This window comes from Lunatimonas lonarensis (assembly GCF_000390185.1).
GTDB classification, from domain to species: Bacteria; Bacteroidota; Bacteroidia; order Cytophagales; family Cyclobacteriaceae; genus Lunatimonas; species Lunatimonas lonarensis.
This window is the reverse complement of sequence record NZ_AQHR01000091.1, coordinates 75,805-93,288: the sequence shown is the minus strand read 5'-3', so window position 1 is coordinate 93,288 and position 17,484 is coordinate 75,805. Positions and strand designations below refer to the sequence as shown.

The following is a 17,484-nucleotide window of genomic DNA, read 5'->3' as shown; positions in this document are numbered from 1 at the left end:
AATTCCGCTGCGCTCCACTTCGGTTTAGCCCTTGTATGTTACCGGCTGAGCTTCTTTTTTAGTTCAGTATTGGCTCCATAAAACAGTCCAAAAATTCTTCTGTCACTCCTTTAAGTTTTCGTCTTTGGCAAAGTGCGTAAAGTTCTTCAACTGCTGAATATGTAAAATATCTCGTGTCCAAGTCTTTGAATTGCGGTTTATTAGCTTCCTTAATTACTTTGTCTCTGTCTTCGTCAGGTGCAACAATTACATATCTTGTCGGGAATGGTGGAAATTTGTCTTTGAAATTTTTCATTCTGCTTAGTCCACTTGTTACGCCTGTTGAATGTTCAACTTCCATAACTGCTGGCATCAGTTTTCCATTCTTGAACCAAATGCAATCAATCAGTAATGCTGCTTGAATTGCATCATCATAAGCAGTCATAAGTTTTTCGTCTTTCAATGAAGCAATAACACCATCAAATTCTCCAATTCTTTTGTTTTGATACAAAATGCCTTTGTCGTTTTGAGCAATCCAAGTTCTAAAGTTTAGTTGCTTCCCGATAAAATATAGTGCTATTTGGATTTGAGCGTGTCGTCTTTGTACATCAAGGTCAATTTCTTTTCGCTCAAAATTGTCAGGTAAAACAAGAGAATCGTAAAAAGCGTCTAATGCTGGAATTTCAGAAATCACAATATCTGTTTCCATTTTGGCTAAAACACCAAGTTTGTGTGGTGCGTCAGGATTCCAAATTAAGTGCTTGTGTCCGTGTTTTATTGTAGTGTGTCCGCCTTTGTTTTCTATTCTACCCGGATAGCAAAAATAAAATTCAGGTGTATGTGCTAAAAGTGCTTCAAAAACACTTCTTGTATTGTAGCTTGCTCCTAAAATTCTGTCAATGTTGATAGGTTGATTAGGATTAAAAGCATTCGCTACTCTCCAAATCAATTCACTTGAAATACTCTCAACTTTTTGATTTGCTTCAGTTTCTCCGGCAGAAGGATTCCACCTTTTAATTCTTATCGGACCTTCAGGCAAGTCAACTCCTTCAATTCTTATTACGCCTTTTGTTTTCGGGCTAACGTAATTGTAAACCTGTTTTTTGTCTAACTGGTTTATGTAAGCTACAAGGTTACTTGCTGATAATTTCCGCATATTTTAATTCTTCTGATTTAACTTTTTCAATAAAAACGCTTATCGTTTCTGCAAGTCCTTTAGCAGCAAAATAAGGAACACCATTGCCAATTGTCTTAAACATATTTGATAATGAAATATGCTCTGGTATTATGAAATTCTTTGGTAAAGATTGTATGGCTAATGCTTCGGCAGCAGAAATTCTTCTTGGTTTATAAGGGTGCAAATGAACTTCATTGTTTCCGTAAGCTGCTGTTGGTGAGTATCTCCATCGGTGAAGCCTTTTGTATGACTTTTTTAAGTCGTCACCTTCTTGGATTGATAAAAATTTTGAAAGTCCGGCTCTTGGCTGAAAGTAGTGTTCAGCGTTAGGGTGATTTTCAACATCATTCTTATCAAACCAATGCTGAACAGTTAGTTTTTTGTCAATCCCTTTTGGAATTGCTCTTTCTTGGTTGTTTAAAAATGGCTCTTGTTTTGGCCAATTTTTAGATAAAATTTCTTTTGCCGTGTAAATTGTTTTGGCGTTCCAATCAAAAGACTTTAGAATTGGTGAGCCGTTTAGTTCCATTCCAAAATCGGATAATACACTTCGTTTGAACCCAATTAAAATTATTCTTTCACGGTCTTGTGGTGCTCCAAATTCAATTGCGTTTATTAACTTCTCTGTTAAATAATAGCCGTTTGAAATAAGTTTAAGTTTTACTTCATCAAAAAAGGCTCTGTGTTTTTTCGTTCTATAAAGTCCTTTTACGTTTTCAAACAGGAAAAAGTCCGGTTGGTTTCTTACTATTAATTCAACGTATGTTCCTGATAGTTTTCCATTTTCACCTGCAATTCCTTTGTTTTTTCCACCAACCGAAAAGTCAGGGCAAGGCGGACCACCTATGAAGCCAACTAAGTCAAAGTTCTTTTTTGATTTTTGTATGTTTTCTTTAAGTGTCTTAGCCTTTTCATTTTCAAGAAATGCACAAATGTCATCTGTGCTGTGTCCGAATATTGGCTCTTTTATTTTAAGTCCTTTTCTTGAAGCCTTGTAAACTTCCATAAAAGGCTCGTGATATTCATTGACAAAAACAGTCTCAAAGCCTTGAGTTGTCTCAAAACCCAAGTCAAGGAAGCCTGCTCCTGCGAAAAAGGAAAAGATTCCAATTTTTGTTTCTGTTTTTTCTTTGTCTGTCATAAGGCAAATTTACAATTTATATGCTGTCTTTAGTTCGTTTGCAGTGTCTTTTTAGCTTTGCCGGTAACGGGATTCAGCTTGGAGACGGCGGGCATTTCGGAGCCGTTCTCTTCCAGTCTACTCCTAACTTCTTAAAGGTACTAAACTTTCTATTTACTCTGAACCGCCCGCTGTATCCAAGGTGATGTTATAGCACGTTTTTTTTATTCATCAAGCACTTTAAATGAGTTGAAGAATTGGTCAGCCTTTCTTTTATATACTCCTTCATTTTCTTCAACTATCGGATATCTCGTTCTTAACCAATAAGTGGACTTTTTTCCTAATAGTAATTTGTCTAAAACCACTTCATTCTCAACAGTATCTTTGCTGTAGGAGTCAAAAATTGACCTTTCATATGGATAATCTCTGTTGATTACTATATTTGAATGACCTTCATTAGCGATAGTATAAATCCAAAAATCCTCTATCGCTGATGTATCACTGGTCAACATATTTACATCGGCAATCCAGAACTTCATATTGTATTTCTCCAGTTTATACCCATTAAAATCTGCATCTGGCAGTACCAAAACAAATTCTTTTGGCCTACTGGGAAAATAAACTTCAATGTTTTCTACCTCTTGAAATATTGGGAAATGAATAGATTTGTTCATTATAGAATCAATCTTATACTCCCAATAATTTTGTTGAGCTTCTATCAAGCTGTGATTTGTTTCCTTATCATATAGCTTTTGATATTGTTTAACTCTATGATATATTCTTAAAGTCAATTGATTGGATTCATCAACGCTCAAATTTTGCCTTAAAATTTTTTCATTGACATCAACAAATAATGCAAGAGTGAGATTAAGGTGATATGCCTCGTGTCTAATTAACTTTTCTGAAATTCTGTTTTTCTTAATATAAGATTGAAATCTATCCATTTCAGTAACTACCCTGATTTCGGGACTAGTAATTACTTTAACACGGTAGTATATTTTTGCCTGTCTTCCTCCATAAAAAGGTGGTTGCCCAAGAAAATCTTCGGCTTTGAGAACAGAATCTTCTGTCCATACTTTATATCTATCTGGATTTGAATCCTTGTTAAAAAATTCTATTGAAAGGGATATAAACAATAAAACAAAGCAAATTATTATCCCCAGTAGTTTCTGCTTCTTTAACATACTCGAATTTTAAAGACCCTGAGCAAAATCTGATTAAAAATTGAAAATGCCATTTCAGCCATTATAACAGCTGTAAATGAGGCAAAAAACAAGTTTGATAGACTTCCAATTCTATAAAATTTCCCTACAGTCTTCAAGCTCAAACTGGCTATAATTACAATAAAAACAATCGTTATTACATCGTGCAGAAATCTTCCAATCAGTCTATTCCTTCTTTTATGTTCTAAGAAATAAATCCTATGCTTTAGGAAAATAGGTAAGAAGATAATCAGTCCAAATAAGCAGTAATATGAATCAAATAATTTGTTCTGCTTGAAAAAAAAGAATAGAGACACCATCATAATGGCAGATAAAAATGAGGATAAAACCTCCCTTTTTGAGAATGTCCTTAAAAACTTCATATTATAAATTGTTCCATCGAATTTGCGTTGGCTCTTTTTAATGTGCTATAACTTATTATAGGTCTGGTTTGGCCAGACCCTTCTCGCTTTTTATTGTCGGATTGGTCTGGTTTGGTTACCTTCTATCTCGTCGACGCTTACAAGGTAATTCCTATCTCACCCCATGGATCCCAACAACCTTCAGCGAGATCCACTGCCTACAGCTACCGATAAAGATACGGCTTATTTCCCACCCAGAAAATACCGTGATCGGGGTAATTTTCGGTGTCGGAGACGTAAGACGTAAGACGTTAGATATGAGATTCGCAAAAATTACCATCCAACATCCTTTCCAAAACCACGAATCCGAAGCAATCCTACCCTCCCAAACGTAACCAAATATATCGCCGAAGGCTTTTTTCCGAGACGTTAGACGTTAGACATAAGATATGAGATAAGACAAATCTGTTATTCAATCTCAGAACCGAGGTAACCGATGGATTGCAGGAAGCGGTCACTCTCCCGCAGGGTTTGGGTGTAGTAGTCAATATTGCCGTAGTTGAAAAACCCATGTCCCGCTCCCTCGTACAGGAACAGGTCACAGCGGCTGCCCACCTTCTCCATCACCACCCGATAGTACTGCACGGTCTCCACCGGGATCAGCCTATCGGCGGTACCCAAAAACAACACCGTGGGCGGTGCACCGGCGCGGATATTGTGGAGCGGCGAAAAACGCGGAAATGCCTCGCCAATCCGCTCATAGCCATAGCCCCCCGGGCCGTTGTCGATGACCGGATTGAAAAGCACCAGGGCATTGGGGATGCAGCTGATCGTCGTGTCGTCGGTATCGTCATCGTAGTCCTCCACCAATGCCGCTGCTGCCGCAAGATGCCCTCCGGCAGACCCGCCTGCCGCTATGATTCGGTCGGCGTCTATGCCAAAGGCATCCCCGTGGGCGCGAATATACCGGATGGCGATCTTCGCATCCTGAAGGGATTCAAAGGGGCTGGTTCCATGACGGCTTTGTACCCGGTAATCCACCAAAAAACAGGTAATCCCCCGCTGGGAAAAATACCGGGCATGGGGCTCAAACTGGGCCACATTGCCTCCGGTCCACCCACCGCCAAAAAAGAACACCATGGCCGGGGCCATGCCCCCCGCTTTTTGGGTTTCCGCCGATGCCCTGTATACGGTCATGGCGAGCTTTGTGGTGTCGATTTCCTTGTAAATCCTGATCTCCTGGGCCTGGACAACGGAAAGCCAAACAAAGGATACTGCAAAGACAAAAAACGTTCGGATCATGGGATTAGGCGGATAGGGTTGGCACCGGATTGCTTTGCCATCAAAACGCACAGCAAGGCTACTTCACTCGAAGTACCTGGCCAATATCGGAAAAAATCGGGAAATTTCTACCTAGCCGCTTATCCCTATCGCTCAGGCCCCTGTGCCTCGTGCGGTAGGCCTATATCCTCTCCGCTGGCTGATTTGGCCAGGGTCCGTCCCAAGGCGGGGAATACACGCAGGGCACCAAAGAGCAGGGTGTCACTGAACAGGTTCTGCCGAATCAACAGGTTTTGCAAAAACACTCCCTTGCGGATACGGCTGCGTAGGTAACCGTTTACGTAGCGTTCCTGCAACAGGTACGGTGCCTCCCCTGAAACCTTCCCATGCCATGCATCTGCCAGCACGGGGGCCAAGGTGGCCGCCCCCCGAAACGCCAGGCTCATGCCGTTGCCGGTAATAGGAGGAATAAAGCCGGCCGCATCGCCCGTCAGCAATTGCATCTCGTGCATACCCCCGTGGGTGGCGAAACGAAACTGGGAAGTGGTGACCCGCTCACCCAGCACCCGGGCCTCCGAAAACCGCTCCCGGAGTCTGGGGTTTTGGTAGAGGTATTTCTGTTCAAAGGCCGCAATATCCCCTCCCATCGCCTTTAGCGCTCCTGCCTCACTGAGGTAGCACAGGCAATACCGGTCATCCTCCACTTTGGAAAAGCCACAATATCCTCCACCGAAAATGTGCATTTCAATCTGGTCTGCGGGCGCATCGCTTTGGACCTGATACTTGACGCCCACATAGTGGCTAGACCCCGCCGGAACCCGCTGTGCCGCCAGGCGGTTGGCCCGTCCGTAGGCACCCGTCACAAAAGAGGCTTCCAAGGTATCCTGCGAAGCGGTGATTACCCGGTTCCCTTCCACTGCCCGCACCGTGACACCAAAGCGCAGGTCCACTCCCTCGTCCACGGCAATCTGCGCCAGTAAGTTGTCCAAGGTCCATCGGCTGATGCCAAAACCACCCTTGGGCAACGGCAGTGTCACCTGCCTGCCCGACCGGGAACTAAGGAGGAGGGTATGGATATGCGGCAGGGATTCGGTCGACACCCCAAGCCAGTTGACGTAGCGCTCCGACTCCTGGGAGATGTACTCTCCACAGACTTTTTGCCTTGGAAACCGATCCTTTTCCAAGACTACCACGGGGACACCGCGACGGGAAAGCTCTATCGCCAAACTTAGACCGGCCAATCCGGCCCCTACGATTACGACTGGGTGTTTCATTGCTGCTTTTTGCGGTGACGTATCGTTAACGGTTTCTCTTGTCCCTGCCTAGTTGCATGGCTGCTTTCGCATTGGCTTGTTTGTTTTTACTGCTAGGGCTGACGCACTACCTGTCCGTTTTTCGGGATTACCAACAAGTGCCGGAAAGCCCACCGCCATTGGAGGCCATACTTGGAAACCCCCGCTTCATGCAGGTGCTCCCGCCATTCCCCCCCGGTAAAACCCCTCAGCACTGACAGGGGCGCATCGTGTCGTGTAAAGCGAGACTTCGAAAACAGCCGGGTAAGCAGACGAATGCTATAATAGGCGAAGGGATGCCGGTGCAGGTCGTTGATGACCACACCGATCCGCGCATGCCGGAGGGCACCCCGCAGGAACTCCCGAAGTGCCGCATCGTCCAAATGATGGCAGAACAGACTGGCCGTAACGATATCCGTGCCATTGGCTTCCTCAAACACTTCCCTGTAATCGGCAATCCTCCACTGTACTTTTCGGGAGCTATCCGGAAAGAACCGACGGGCAAAGGTCTCCGCCTCTGGCTGCACGTCCACGGCGGTATAGGTCATCGGAAAGCCGCCGAACCGGCGGATCAGGTAGGCAAAGATGTCTCCCGCCCCGGAACCGATATCGGTCACATGGGCCTGCTTCAAACCTGCCTGCTGTATCAGCATTCGCATACCTTGGTAGGTCACAGATGCGCCGCCGAGGTAGCGGTTGATAAGTACGATTTCTTCTAAGTTGGCATGAAAGTCCTCCTTGGAAAGCAGGGGGGCATCCATCAGCTCGGGTTCGTAGGATCGCGTTGCAAAGTTCATATGCGGGTGAATAAACCGCTTTCCACGGTGAGCCCGGGACCAAATGCGGCTGCGTAATAGTGGCCTGATGGCCTTTGATCGTACAAGATCCGCTCCAGGACAAATAGGATCGTTGCCGACGACATATTGCCATAGTTGCGCATCACCTCAAAGGAAACCTGCAGGTCCGCTTCCCCGCAGCCGATCGCATCCGCAAAGGCCAGCAGGATGTTCTTTCCGCCCGGATGAATGGCAAATCCCTTCATATCGGCAGGAGATAGGCCATTTTGGCGAAGCAACCCCAGGTAGGCTTCCCGCATATGGGAGCCGATGTATTTGGGCACCGCGCTGCTAAGGATCATCTCAAACCCCCGTGCACCAATATGCCAACCCATGGCATCGCTGCCCTCGGAAATCAGCGTAGAGGCAAAAGCCTCCCATCTCAGATTGGGACCAGGTGCCGTTGCGCTTCCTTCCACAAGGGCCGCTGCCGCTCCGTCCGAAAAGAGTACCGTGGAAAGCAGGTTGTCGTTTTGGATACTGTTTCGGAAATGCAGCGAGCATAGCTCCACACTCACGATCAAAACCTTGCTGTCCGGGTTTGCCCGACAGATATAGTCGGCCTGCTTGAGGGCATGAAACACGGCATAGCAACCCAGGAAATTTACCGCACTCCGCTCCGTTTGCTCCCCCAAACCGAGTGCCTTGTACAGCGAGATCTCCAGTCCCGGTGCCTGTAGACCTGTGCAGCTTACGCTGATCAGGTGGGTGATTTCGTTGACGCCGACGGCCCTTCGCTGTAGGCATTTTTCCACCGCTTGCAGGCCTAGGGCGGTGGCAAGTCGTAAAAAGTGACTTACCCGCTGTGGGGTATCGGGATCTTGGTATCCGTTTCCATTCCAGCTGTACAATACCCCGGTTCCAGCGGCCGAAAAATCATCGATGGCTGTATGCTTCACATCAATACCTGAGTCCTTGACCAAAAAACCCAATTTTCGCTTGGCCGCAGGCGACACGTGGGTATGCTCTGCCCAATCGATGAATTCCCGCAGGGAATAACGGTTATTGGGCACGGAGGTTCCGATGGAGGTGACCGCACTTCTCAGAGGTTCCATGGCATAATCAGTAATAGCGTGATGAAAAAGGCATTTAGCGAAACGGTCGAAATCAGGTTCATACGCATGGTGTTATCATAATTTGCTTGGGCTTCATTGACCCATACCCGACTGGTCCAATATAGAAAATAAAGAGCAGTAGGAGCGGTGAAGACTAAAAACAGGAAGGGAGCCGGGGGGCTATCCCACCAAAAGAACAGCATCAGCCCGGTAAACAAGCCAAATAAGGTCAGGGAGAATAACAGGGTGCCGCGGACACCCAGCTTCATGCTCAATGTCTCGACCCCGTCTGCCCTGTCCTGATCATGTTGGTATATTTGGGTAAGTGGATACCCTGCCCCGATCATCAGCATGGCACAAAGGGTACCAAACAGCACCCTGCCGGAAAGCTGGGTCAGGGAGATATCCAATGCCGTTACCGTCGTCACAAGGTATACCAGCCCGCCCTGCAAAAATGCTACCAACAAAAATCCAATGACCGGAAACCGCTTCAACCGGACGGAACGGTAGCTGTAGGCCCTGGAGGCTAGTATGTAGGCCGCAAGCATGCCCGCTACCTCCCAGCCCAACGCAAAAGTCGCCCACAGCAGGGCCAATCCGTCGAACGCCAAGGTTACCAACCCCAGCACCCGAGGAGTAGGAGGCGGATTTTTCAAACCGCCAATACTGCCCGTATCCCGGTCCTGCAAGCTGTTGTAGGCATTGCTGGAAGGATATACCAACAGGTGAAGGATCACAAATAAAACAACGGTGTCGGTGTGAAAGGGATGCTGGATACCGGCCAGCGCAAAGAGAAAAACAGGAAGCAGGAAGACCGAAAAATGAAACCGAAGGTGTAGGATACTGTATGTTAGGGTCTTCATAGAAAAGCGGGCCGATTAATCCATGTACGTTCGGGCCCAGCTGCCGCATCGCATCCAATGCGGCGCTCCGATGGCGGCCCGAACACACAAAGATATAACATCTGCCCTTGGGAATAGTTTGCCCAAGCAGGGGAAAGACCCCGATCTCCTACAAAATCACACTAAGGCAACCTCAATGATCTCCTGAAATAGCCCAGTCCGTAGCTGATTTCAAGGGAACCCGATGGTCCCCTCTCCAAGGTGCCTTGGGAAGTGACAATCACGTCACCCTCCACCCGGTATTCACCGACGAGGTATTCCGAAAATGGCCCTTCCTCGCACAGGGATACATTTATCGTAGCTCCTTGTGCATTTCGAATAGGCAGCGCCATGCAATCCCGGGCGGAGTAATCGAAGTTCAACGGCACCCGAAGGCGAATCAAGCCGTTGTTTGCATCTATTTTCTCCACTGACAAATCGGTATAGTAGGCAGCCATATAGGCCATACTTACATTGTAAGCCGTATTGAACTGAACCCATCCTTCGGTCCATCCGAGGTTACCCACTTCGGGATGATTTGGATAGTGAAAAGCCTTGGGCGAGCCGTCAAAAACCAAGGGGAGCTCATCCAGCAGCCCTATACCGCCCCGATGTCGGCTAAACCATCCCAAATCCACCCCTTCCACCTCTTCGGGGCCTTTATAGGAGAAATGCCTTCCGGTAGGGTTACGGCCGAACGCATTCTCCATATTCGACCAGGCAAGCAGTTCCAAACCCTCTATCAGCTCAGTATCCTCCAATATCATCATAGCAGCTATTGCCGCGGCAGGAAAACCCAGAATATTGCCCGTCTCGTTCCATCCCGGGGGCGTCCATTCGTCTTCCGAATACCTGCGGAAATCCCACATATTGTCGGAACGGGAAAGGGCTACCCTCGCCCAATCGGTCACCTTCTCCTTCAAGCCGGCAGGATAGCGATCCGGATACTGGGAATAAAAATAGTGAAAGGCCCGCATGGTGATATGCTCGGACATACGTTGCCCTTTGGTCGTCATCGGATCCTCCCAATCGAGGTGTTTGATTATCCACGTCATTTGCCGAAAGGCGGCGTCAAAGTACTTTTCGGCATCCTCTTCCCCTTGGGATTTGGCTACCTCGTACATCATCAGGTTGGGAACCACCGAGAATCCCGGAGGCATCTCTCCTTTAGTGGTTCCCAGCTTTGTTTTGAGACTAAGTAGGTTGTGTTCAGGGCTTTGGTCGTAGATCGAATTGGCGTGTTCGGAAACGTCCGGCTTGGCCCATACAGACTTGGCAAAAGCATACACCGCCTCGAAGTTCTGCCGGGGAAGCCACTGACTGAGGTAGGGCCAGGCGTACAGAAAGTGGGCCAACTCCGCCTTTTGCATCTCATGATCCAGCTTCATGGACACCTTCACGTCTGCGTCCCAGTGGATCAGCTGCACCACATCCGGTGTGCCCGGCGCAAAGGGATCCAATGCACCCCAAAGCCCCCGGTAATCCGCAGGGTACGAATCGTTGGAAACATAGCTGCCCTTCACCTCCATGCGCATGTAGGCCACCGGATTGGAAAGGTACATGGCTACCAGCGTCTGAAGCGACCAATTAAAAAAATCCCCGTCCCGCCATTCGAACGATATGGGACGTTTTTCGGTCACATTTCCCACGAGGTGGCGGGCACCCAGCATAAAGTCCACCATGGACCTGTAAGTGACACGCTCCAGCCAATTGGGACCTATCCGAAAGGGAAACGATTCCCAATCTCCGATCTTAACAACAAACTCCTCCTCCGTCAGCGGATTAAACTCGTGGAAATAGCCCTTTCCCCCAACCACTTCTCCTTCGAAGAGCGGAGCTTCGGGGCGATCCACCGAGAAAATCCCAAACCGGGATCCGTCAGAAGCCTCCGGGGCTGTAAATGCCTTGGGCCGATTCAGGTTATAGCCACTTTGGTTCACCAATATTTTCTTCACCTCGCCGACCGACTCATCTACGTAGGATTGACCTATGAGATTAAAGACAGAAATTTCCAGCCCTGCCCCATCCATGGCCTGAATCCTCAGGCGGTCGGTAAGCAAGGGCTTTTCCAACTTAATCGTCACCATCGGCTCCCCGTCCAAGGGCACATCCTGTATGCTACGCCACTCCCCGTTCAGTAGGAACTGAAGCTGCAATTTGGAAGATCGATTGGTGGAGCCCAGCTGGAGGGACACGTCCACCACCTCCGTAGCTCCCGGCAGCCGAACAGCGATCCAGGGATTACTGTCACCCGAGGCACTTCGCCAAGAGGTATTGGCATCGTTGTCCAGCACCTTGGCAGGCGCAAAGCCCGTTACCTCCGAGCTGCCAGTTGCGGTGCCGGAAAAAGACAGGTTCTGCTGTGCCATAGCGAGAGGTGCATAAATCAACAATACGGCTAATAGCGTAAACCGTGGGAAAGCCTTATGGATCATTTTTTCTTAGGATAACAGGTGATGCCGAATAACGCAGCCGGAATTTCAGGCAGTGGATGCGCTACTTCTACCCGGATACGGTCTGTGACCACGGCTTCCGCCAGCTCAAGGGCAAACATGCTCTGATGATTATCTGCCACGGACGCCAGCACCTTACCCTTTCCATCCAGAATGGTGAATTGGCGGATACAGAAGGGCATTTCCGACTCAGGGTGACCAAGCAGGGTCGACTCCATCGGATGATCGTAATCGGTATCGAAATACAACTTAATGATTCCAATTTGCTGTGGCTCCTTCCAGGACAATTCCACCCAGTTTTGAGCCATGTCCGTGGCTGCCATCCACGCATTGGTTCCCGTCGTAGGGCGAAAAACCCCATTGGTCAAGTTGTGCTTTTCATACACCTGCAGGGGTTCACTCAAGGAGAATGCAAGGTTGTGCCCGTTAGGTCGCCGCTCCGGCAGCCAAAACTCGAAACTTTCTATGCCAATTCCTTCGGGAGGAGATTGGAGGCTGCTGGTAGCCACTTCTTTGTTAAACCGCTGGTAAACGGCGAGCAATCCGGTCAAACGCGTAAGGCTTTGCCTGACGGCTACCTCGCTGTTGGGAGAGAAAGCCAGAAAAAGATAGGACTCATCCTTCTGGGTATAATCGAACGCGATCTCCTGTAGTTGAACACCCGCTTCCAGCGAAAGTACGGTTTCGCCCAACACTACTTCGGGGGTGAAATTGCCCCGCTTTGCCGCAGCCATCAATCGAACAGATACCTGCGTGGCCACATCCGCCTGTAATTCAACGGTTATTTTCGGCATGCTTCCCTTGCCCACTGGGAGCATTTGGGCCATGGCAAAATCGAGTTTTCGCCACGGCCCGTCAAAGGGCAGTGTAGTTAGTTTATAGGTGGAAGAAACCTTGATTTCTGCCTGATGCGCAAGCTCCTCGTCATCGTGTAATCTATACCCCGGAATGTATTGTCCTCCGGCCACCAATCTTCGTTGGAGCTCTCCGATCAGCTCAGGTGACGACACGCCTTTGGGCAACAGTCCCTTTTCCTTGCAAATAGCAGCGGCCATTCCGACAGCCTGCCCATTATGGGCGCAGGTGGCCATGACCCGGGAAGAACCAAAGGCCACGTGGCTAGCGCTGATAATTCTTCCGGAAAGAAACAGGTTTTGGATATTTCGGCTGTACATGGTACGGTAGGGGATTTGGTACACGCCCTTGCTATGCCACTGGGTACAACCGGGCTTGTCACCATAGACGCCGTCGGCAGGATGTAGATCCAGCGCCCAACCCCCAAAAGATACTGCATCGTAATGAGCGCGTTGCTCCACTACGTCCTTCTGGGTCAACATAAAGTCTCCCTCAAACCGCCTGCTCTCCCGCTTTCCGGGAATGGTGCCCACCCATTCGAGGGTATGGTTTTCCTTTTCGGGGAATTCGCCGGAATTTTTGATGTGATGCCAAATGCCGTAGATGACCTTCCAAAGCTCCCATTTTATCCGTTCGCTCTCGTGGATGGTATCCAGGCGTCCGCCGTACTCCACCCACCAAAGCCAACAGCCATGCTGCTTCAAGTTGAAGGATTTGAAACGGGGAAGCTGGTCCAATGTCTTCAGCGTATAAGAAGGCGCCACAAAGCGGACGGGTTTGCCGGTATCCTTGCTGTAGAAATACATTGAATGCCCAAGCAGCTCCCCGTACTGTGTATCTGGGGCGAATTGCTCGTCAAACTCTTCTTTTCCTTCGGCACCTATGCGGAAAGCGGCACCGGACAAAAAGCCCAGAATCCCGTCCCCCGATGCGTCGACAAACAAGGGGGCGAGCAGCCGGTAGCGCGTGCTGTTCTGACTGCAAAATGCCACCGCAGCACGGATCGTGCCGTCGTCCGATTTTTCGGCCTCATAAACCGCCGTATTCAAAAGCAGTTTGATGTTAGGTTCCTCCGTCACTTTCTCGATCAGCACCGTATCCAAGATCAACGGGTTGCCCTCGGGATTGCGGTACATGTTCTCCACCAAGATCTCATCGATTACGCCTCCTTCCCTGGCCCATCGGTTGTTGTTTCCCATGTGCGAGGTGGCACCAAGGATCCACAGCCGGATTTCGGAGGACGCATTGCCTCCCAAAACCGGCCTATCCTGAACCAAAGTCACCTTGACCCCCTGACGGGCAGCGGTAATCGCACAGCACACTCCGGCCATGCCACCACCCACTACTACCAAGTCGGAATAGATCTCGTCGGTCTTTAATTTTCGTACATCAGAACTAGATTCCTCTCTTATCATATAGCTATTGTTATTTCTTAAAATATGCTCCTTTTTCCACGCGACCTGCTTTCAACAGCCTTGCTCCCAATACCAGAATGACTCCGCCAAAAAACCATATCATCCAGGCAGCCAGTTCCTCGGTGAGAAAACCCAACACAAAAAACATCAAGGAGGTGGCCATTAACGCGTAGGCGATAACCCTCACGCCGTACGCATTTTGCTCCAGTCCCGATTGGATACTTTCCTTCGACTCTTCGGCTACATCCAGTGTTTGAAGGACGGTATTTCCCTGAAAACGCTTGTAAACGTCAACGACAGCCAGCAAAACAATCGGCAACAAGACGCCCAACAACATCTCACCGCTTCTGTCCAGCAGTACCCCAAAAAGGCCAAATTTAAAGCCCACGTTGACGATTAAACTAATCAAGGTAATACGGAGAATGGATTTTCCGGTGTGATAGGGAGAAAAGAGACCCCAAATTGCCGGGCCATAAAGCGCCCCACCCGTGACGGCACCGATGCTCAACACCACTTCCACAATCCCCCCGGCCAAGGGCACCAAACAGGCCACACCTATTGTTCCCAACCCGAAAGCCAGCGTGGCCACACGCGCAAACTTCATCTGCTTCCTTTCCGATATCCGGGGAAAAAGCGGCTTGTACACATCGTTGGTCAACACGGCGGCGGCCAGGTTCAGCGACGTATTCACCGAACTTGCTGTGGCAAAGACCATGCCTCCGAGCATCAATCCCAGCATGCCAACCGGCAGCACTTCCATGCACATACGAAGATAGGCACCCTCGGCATCCAATCCGAGCAAACTATCATCTATCAAGCGATAGACCATGGGCGGAACCATCCAAATAAAGGGGCTAACCAGATATAAAGCTCCAAACAGGTAGCCGACCTTCCGTGCGGATTGCACGGTGGCCACCGACGTATACCGTTGCACATAGGCCCAATTGCCCCCAATAAAAATCGTATTGTACAGGATAAAGGCCACGATAAATACCGGCGTGTACTCCCCGTTAAATACCTTAAAAAAGGTATCCGGCGCATCGGCAATAAAGCGTTCGACTCCTCCCACCTTCGTGAAGGCCAAGGGCAAAACGATCAGCACGGCGGCGGTCAGGATGACAAACTGAAGCACGTCCGTTACCACCACCGCCCAAAGACCGCCGACGGCAGTATACACCATGATCATGCCTCCCAGCACCCAAATCGACCAATAGATGTCCATTCCGGTCACCACATTGAGGACTTTGGCCACGGGGTAAAGGAAGGCACCTGTGTAGCCAAGGGATAGTATGAGAAACAAATAGGTGTAATACTGCTGGGTGGATTTTCCGAAACGTCGTGTCAGGTACTCCGCCACCGTAAGCGAACCGGCCTGCTTCCACTTGGGTGCCAGCCACCTTCCGATCAGGAACCCGCTTAGGCACATGGTCATCTGTATGGTGATGGCCACAAAACCCCACTGATAAGCTATCGATCCCCAAACGACAAATGTGCCGGCCGAAAAAAAGCTCATAAACAGGGACAGGCCACTGATGGACCAGGGCACAGCTCCGCCTGCGGCAAAAAAAGACTTCATATCCTTGCCACTACCTCCAAATGAAAGGCCGGCGGCAAGGATAATCAGCGTAAAAACAAAGATGGATATATAGTCTAGGGATTGCATCGAAAAGGTGCGGTTCGGCTAACGTTAACTTACGCTGATTTGATGATTGCGCTGATTTACTAATTTTTTTGCAAAGGAACTACCGGCAGTATGTTAAGCGGTGATTCGATGATGCCCATAAAGGTATCCAAATGATTTGCATAAACACCGCGTGGACTGGTACCAAAAGCCTTGGCTACATAGGCCGCATAGCCTACCGCCTCTCCCATCATCCCACAGGTACGCATTACCCGCGTACTTCCAAATGCCACATGGGTAGTACTGATGTTACGGCCTGCCATAAACAGGTTATCGATATTTCTGGAATACAGGCTACGGTAGGGAATGGTGTATGGTGCCACCTTGATATGGGTAGTGGCGGCAAAGAACTCCTCACCCTTGAAGTAGTTCGAATTTCGCTCATCCGGAAAATGCAGGTCTATGGTCCAGGTGGCGGTAACACACCCGTCCGGATAATTGATCCCCTCCTGTATGTCCATTTGGGTCAAAATATGGTCGCCCATCAGCCTACGGGATTCACGCTTTCCACCTATATAGGCCACCCAGGCCAATTCGTGGTTCTTATACTTGTCGCCCTTATTGTTTTTAAGGTAAGACCAGTTTCCGTAAATGGCACGTAGGTTATGGTCTCGGATTTCCTCCGCTTCGTAGATGGTATTGAAGTTGCCAAATCCGGTTTCCCACTGCCAGTCGGCTTTGTGGTCGTCTATATGGTATTCATCCGAAAAGGGAATTGCCCAAGGTGTCTCCGGAAAAGAAGTTGACTCGTTTTTGGGCAAGGAAGCCCAAAGATTGGATGTGCCCAGGGTAAAATCATCTGCTACCTCAGGGGCCAATGACTCTCCCGTTTCTGATCTACTCTCCCGGCCCATGCGGTACTCAGCGCCTGCCAGATACCCCAGTGTACCATCTCCCGTACAGTCTGAAAAATAGGTGCCCGAAAACCTAAACTCCTGATTGGTACGGATATCACGCCCTACCACCGATTTGATCTTGGTTCCATCCATTTCTGCCTCGTACACATGCGTATTGAGGTAGAGCGTGATATTGGGCTCTGCAGCCACTACCTCCATTTTACGCTGATCTCCATAGCGGGCAGCATCGGGGTTGCCATTGCCCGGGTCTCCATTGTCCAATTCACGCACAATACGGCCCAGTCGGGGATAGTGGTTTTGGTCTACCCTACCCATCAGGTGCACGCGGATTTCCGAACTGTTGTTTCCTCCCAAAACCGGACGGTTTTGTATCAGGGCTACCTTAAGCCCCATCCTTGCGGCAGAAATGGCGGCGGCCGTACCGGCAATGCCCCCTCCCACAACTACCAGATCAAAATGACCCGCATCGGTAGGCCCATCGGTAAGTTTCAACATCTTCTTTCGGAAGGCCAACAACTCCAAATTATCGTTGGGCGGGGTATCATCTTTGGACGTTGAAAAATAGACGGCATCGAAACGCCCGTTGAAACCCGTCAGGTCTTCCGCCTTAAGACGGGTCTTTTTGGCAGGCACCGTTACGGTACCTCCATAATACCATTGCCAGGCAGCCGATCCATCGGCACCGAACGTTTTTTCGATCACCTTATCTCCCACATGCAGTCTGAATTCACCCGGGCCCTTGGGAAAAGGAGCCCAATCCTTGGTTCGAACCCACACATGGTAGGTTCCTGCCTGAGGAAACTCTACCTCTGTCTCCGCGTCTGCCACCTTTTTGCCCATCCCGTGGGCCATCAGGTAGGAAGAATACAGGACATCGAAGGATTGCTGGTCAATAACCCAGCCTCCGGTATTGGCAAAAGACTCTGCTTCCACAAACAAACGGCTTTGCGCAATCCCATGAAGGGAAAGCAATAAGCCAGACACAAACAATAGTATTCTCTTCATAGTCAATTATTTTAGGTTCAATTTCTATATTAC

The 17,484-nt window shown here is 49.0% G+C and carries 12 protein-coding genes; all 12 read right to left on the bottom strand.

The features are described from left to right. Positions 1-58 precede the first annotated feature (58 nt). The 12 genes from ADIS_RS16250 to ADIS_RS16190 all read right to left on the bottom strand — a co-directional run bounded on the left by ADIS_RS16250 (position 59) and on the right by ADIS_RS16190 (position 17,451). Entirely contained in the window at positions 59-1,135 is a 1,077-nt protein-coding gene (locus tag ADIS_RS16250; protein WP_010855726.1) for a hypothetical protein, read from the bottom strand. Then, positions 1,113-2,297, bottom strand: a complete 1,185-nt coding sequence (locus ADIS_RS16245; RefSeq protein WP_010855725.1) for a DNA cytosine methyltransferase — start codon at positions 2,295-2,297, stop codon at positions 1,113-1,115. The genes ADIS_RS16250 and ADIS_RS16245 overlap by 23 nt, the downstream gene beginning before the upstream one ends. 203 nt (positions 2,298-2,500) lie before the next feature. Next, positions 2,501-3,460, bottom strand: coding sequence for a hypothetical protein (locus ADIS_RS16240; RefSeq protein WP_010855724.1), 960 nt, complete (start codon positions 3,458-3,460; stop codon positions 2,501-2,503). Positions 3,461-4,308: 848 nt separating this feature from the next. Further along, on the bottom strand, positions 4,309-5,142 hold the full coding sequence (locus ADIS_RS16230; protein ID WP_035806491.1) for an alpha/beta hydrolase: 834 nt from the start codon (positions 5,140-5,142) through the stop codon (positions 4,309-4,311). A 125-nt stretch (positions 5,143-5,267) separates the two neighbouring features. Continuing rightward, the gene (locus ADIS_RS16225; protein ID WP_010855722.1) at positions 5,268-6,395 is read right to left on the bottom strand and encodes an NAD(P)/FAD-dependent oxidoreductase; all 1,128 of its coding nucleotides are present in this window, start codon (positions 6,393-6,395) and stop codon (positions 5,268-5,270) included. A gap of 92 nt (positions 6,396-6,487) precedes the next feature. Continuing rightward, positions 6,488-7,210: a methyltransferase domain-containing protein gene (locus ADIS_RS16220; RefSeq protein ID WP_010855721.1), complete on the bottom strand. Its 723-nt coding sequence runs from the start codon at positions 7,208-7,210 to the stop codon at positions 6,488-6,490. Further along, positions 7,207-8,304: a type III polyketide synthase gene (locus ADIS_RS16215; RefSeq protein WP_010855720.1), complete on the bottom strand. Its 1,098-nt coding sequence runs from the start codon at positions 8,302-8,304 to the stop codon at positions 7,207-7,209. Before ADIS_RS16215 ends, ADIS_RS16220 begins: the two co-directional genes overlap by 4 nt. Beyond that, on the bottom strand, positions 8,292-9,167 hold the full coding sequence (locus ADIS_RS16210; RefSeq protein WP_010855719.1) for a UbiA family prenyltransferase: 876 nt from the start codon (positions 9,165-9,167) through the stop codon (positions 8,292-8,294). Before ADIS_RS16210 ends, ADIS_RS16215 begins: the two co-directional genes overlap by 13 nt. A gap of 161 nt (positions 9,168-9,328) precedes the next feature. Next, positions 9,329-11,620, bottom strand: coding sequence for a discoidin domain-containing protein (locus tag ADIS_RS16205; protein WP_010855718.1), 2,292 nt, complete (start codon positions 11,618-11,620; stop codon positions 9,329-9,331). After that, complete coding sequence (locus ADIS_RS16200; RefSeq protein WP_010855717.1) at positions 11,617-13,908, bottom strand: FAD-dependent oxidoreductase; 2,292 nt, start codon at positions 13,906-13,908, stop codon at positions 11,617-11,619. The genes ADIS_RS16205 and ADIS_RS16200 overlap by 4 nt, the downstream gene beginning before the upstream one ends. A gap of 10 nt (positions 13,909-13,918) precedes the next feature. Beyond that, positions 13,919-15,571 carry a sodium:solute symporter family protein gene (locus tag ADIS_RS16195; RefSeq protein ID WP_010855716.1) on the bottom strand — a complete coding sequence of 551 codons (1,653 nt, stop codon included), beginning with the start codon at positions 15,569-15,571 and terminating at the stop codon, positions 13,919-13,921. Positions 15,572-15,630: 59 nt separating this feature from the next. Then, complete coding sequence (locus ADIS_RS16190) at positions 15,631-17,451, bottom strand: FAD-dependent oxidoreductase (RefSeq protein ID WP_010855715.1); 1,821 nt, start codon at positions 17,449-17,451, stop codon at positions 15,631-15,633. Positions 17,452-17,484 lie beyond the last annotated feature (33 nt).

Bases quoted from the DNA above. Each gene is read 5' to 3' on its own strand.
- ADIS_RS16250 (WP_010855726.1), bottom strand. From the start codon at position 1,135: ATGCGGAAATTATCAGCAAGTAACCTTGTAGCTTACATAAACCAGTTA.
- ADIS_RS16245 (WP_010855725.1), bottom strand. From the start codon at position 2,297: ATGACAGACAAAGAAAAAACAGAAACAAAAATTGGAATCTTTTCCTTT.
- ADIS_RS16240 (WP_010855724.1), bottom strand. From the start codon at position 3,460: ATGTTAAAGAAGCAGAAACTACTGGGGATAATAATTTGCTTTGTTTTA.
- ADIS_RS16230 (WP_035806491.1), bottom strand. From the start codon at position 5,142: ATGATCCGAACGTTTTTTGTCTTTGCAGTATCCTTTGTTTGGCTTTCC.
- ADIS_RS16225 (WP_010855722.1), bottom strand. From the start codon at position 6,395: ATGAAACACCCAGTCGTAATCGTAGGGGCCGGATTGGCCGGTCTAAGT.
- ADIS_RS16220 (WP_010855721.1), bottom strand. From the start codon at position 7,210: ATGAACTTTGCAACGCGATCCTACGAACCCGAGCTGATGGATGCCCCC.
- ADIS_RS16215 (WP_010855720.1), bottom strand. From the start codon at position 8,304: ATGGAACCTCTGAGAAGTGCGGTCACCTCCATCGGAACCTCCGTGCCC.
- ADIS_RS16210 (WP_010855719.1), bottom strand. From the start codon at position 9,167: ATGAAGACCCTAACATACAGTATCCTACACCTTCGGTTTCATTTTTCG.
- ADIS_RS16205 (WP_010855718.1), bottom strand. From the start codon at position 11,620: ATGATCCATAAGGCTTTCCCACGGTTTACGCTATTAGCCGTATTGTTG.
- ADIS_RS16200 (WP_010855717.1), bottom strand. From the start codon at position 13,908: ATGATAAGAGAGGAATCTAGTTCTGATGTACGAAAATTAAAGACCGAC.
- ADIS_RS16195 (WP_010855716.1), bottom strand. From the start codon at position 15,571: ATGCAATCCCTAGACTATATATCCATCTTTGTTTTTACGCTGATTATC.
- ADIS_RS16190 (WP_010855715.1), bottom strand. From the start codon at position 17,451: ATGAAGAGAATACTATTGTTTGTGTCTGGCTTATTGCTTTCCCTTCAT.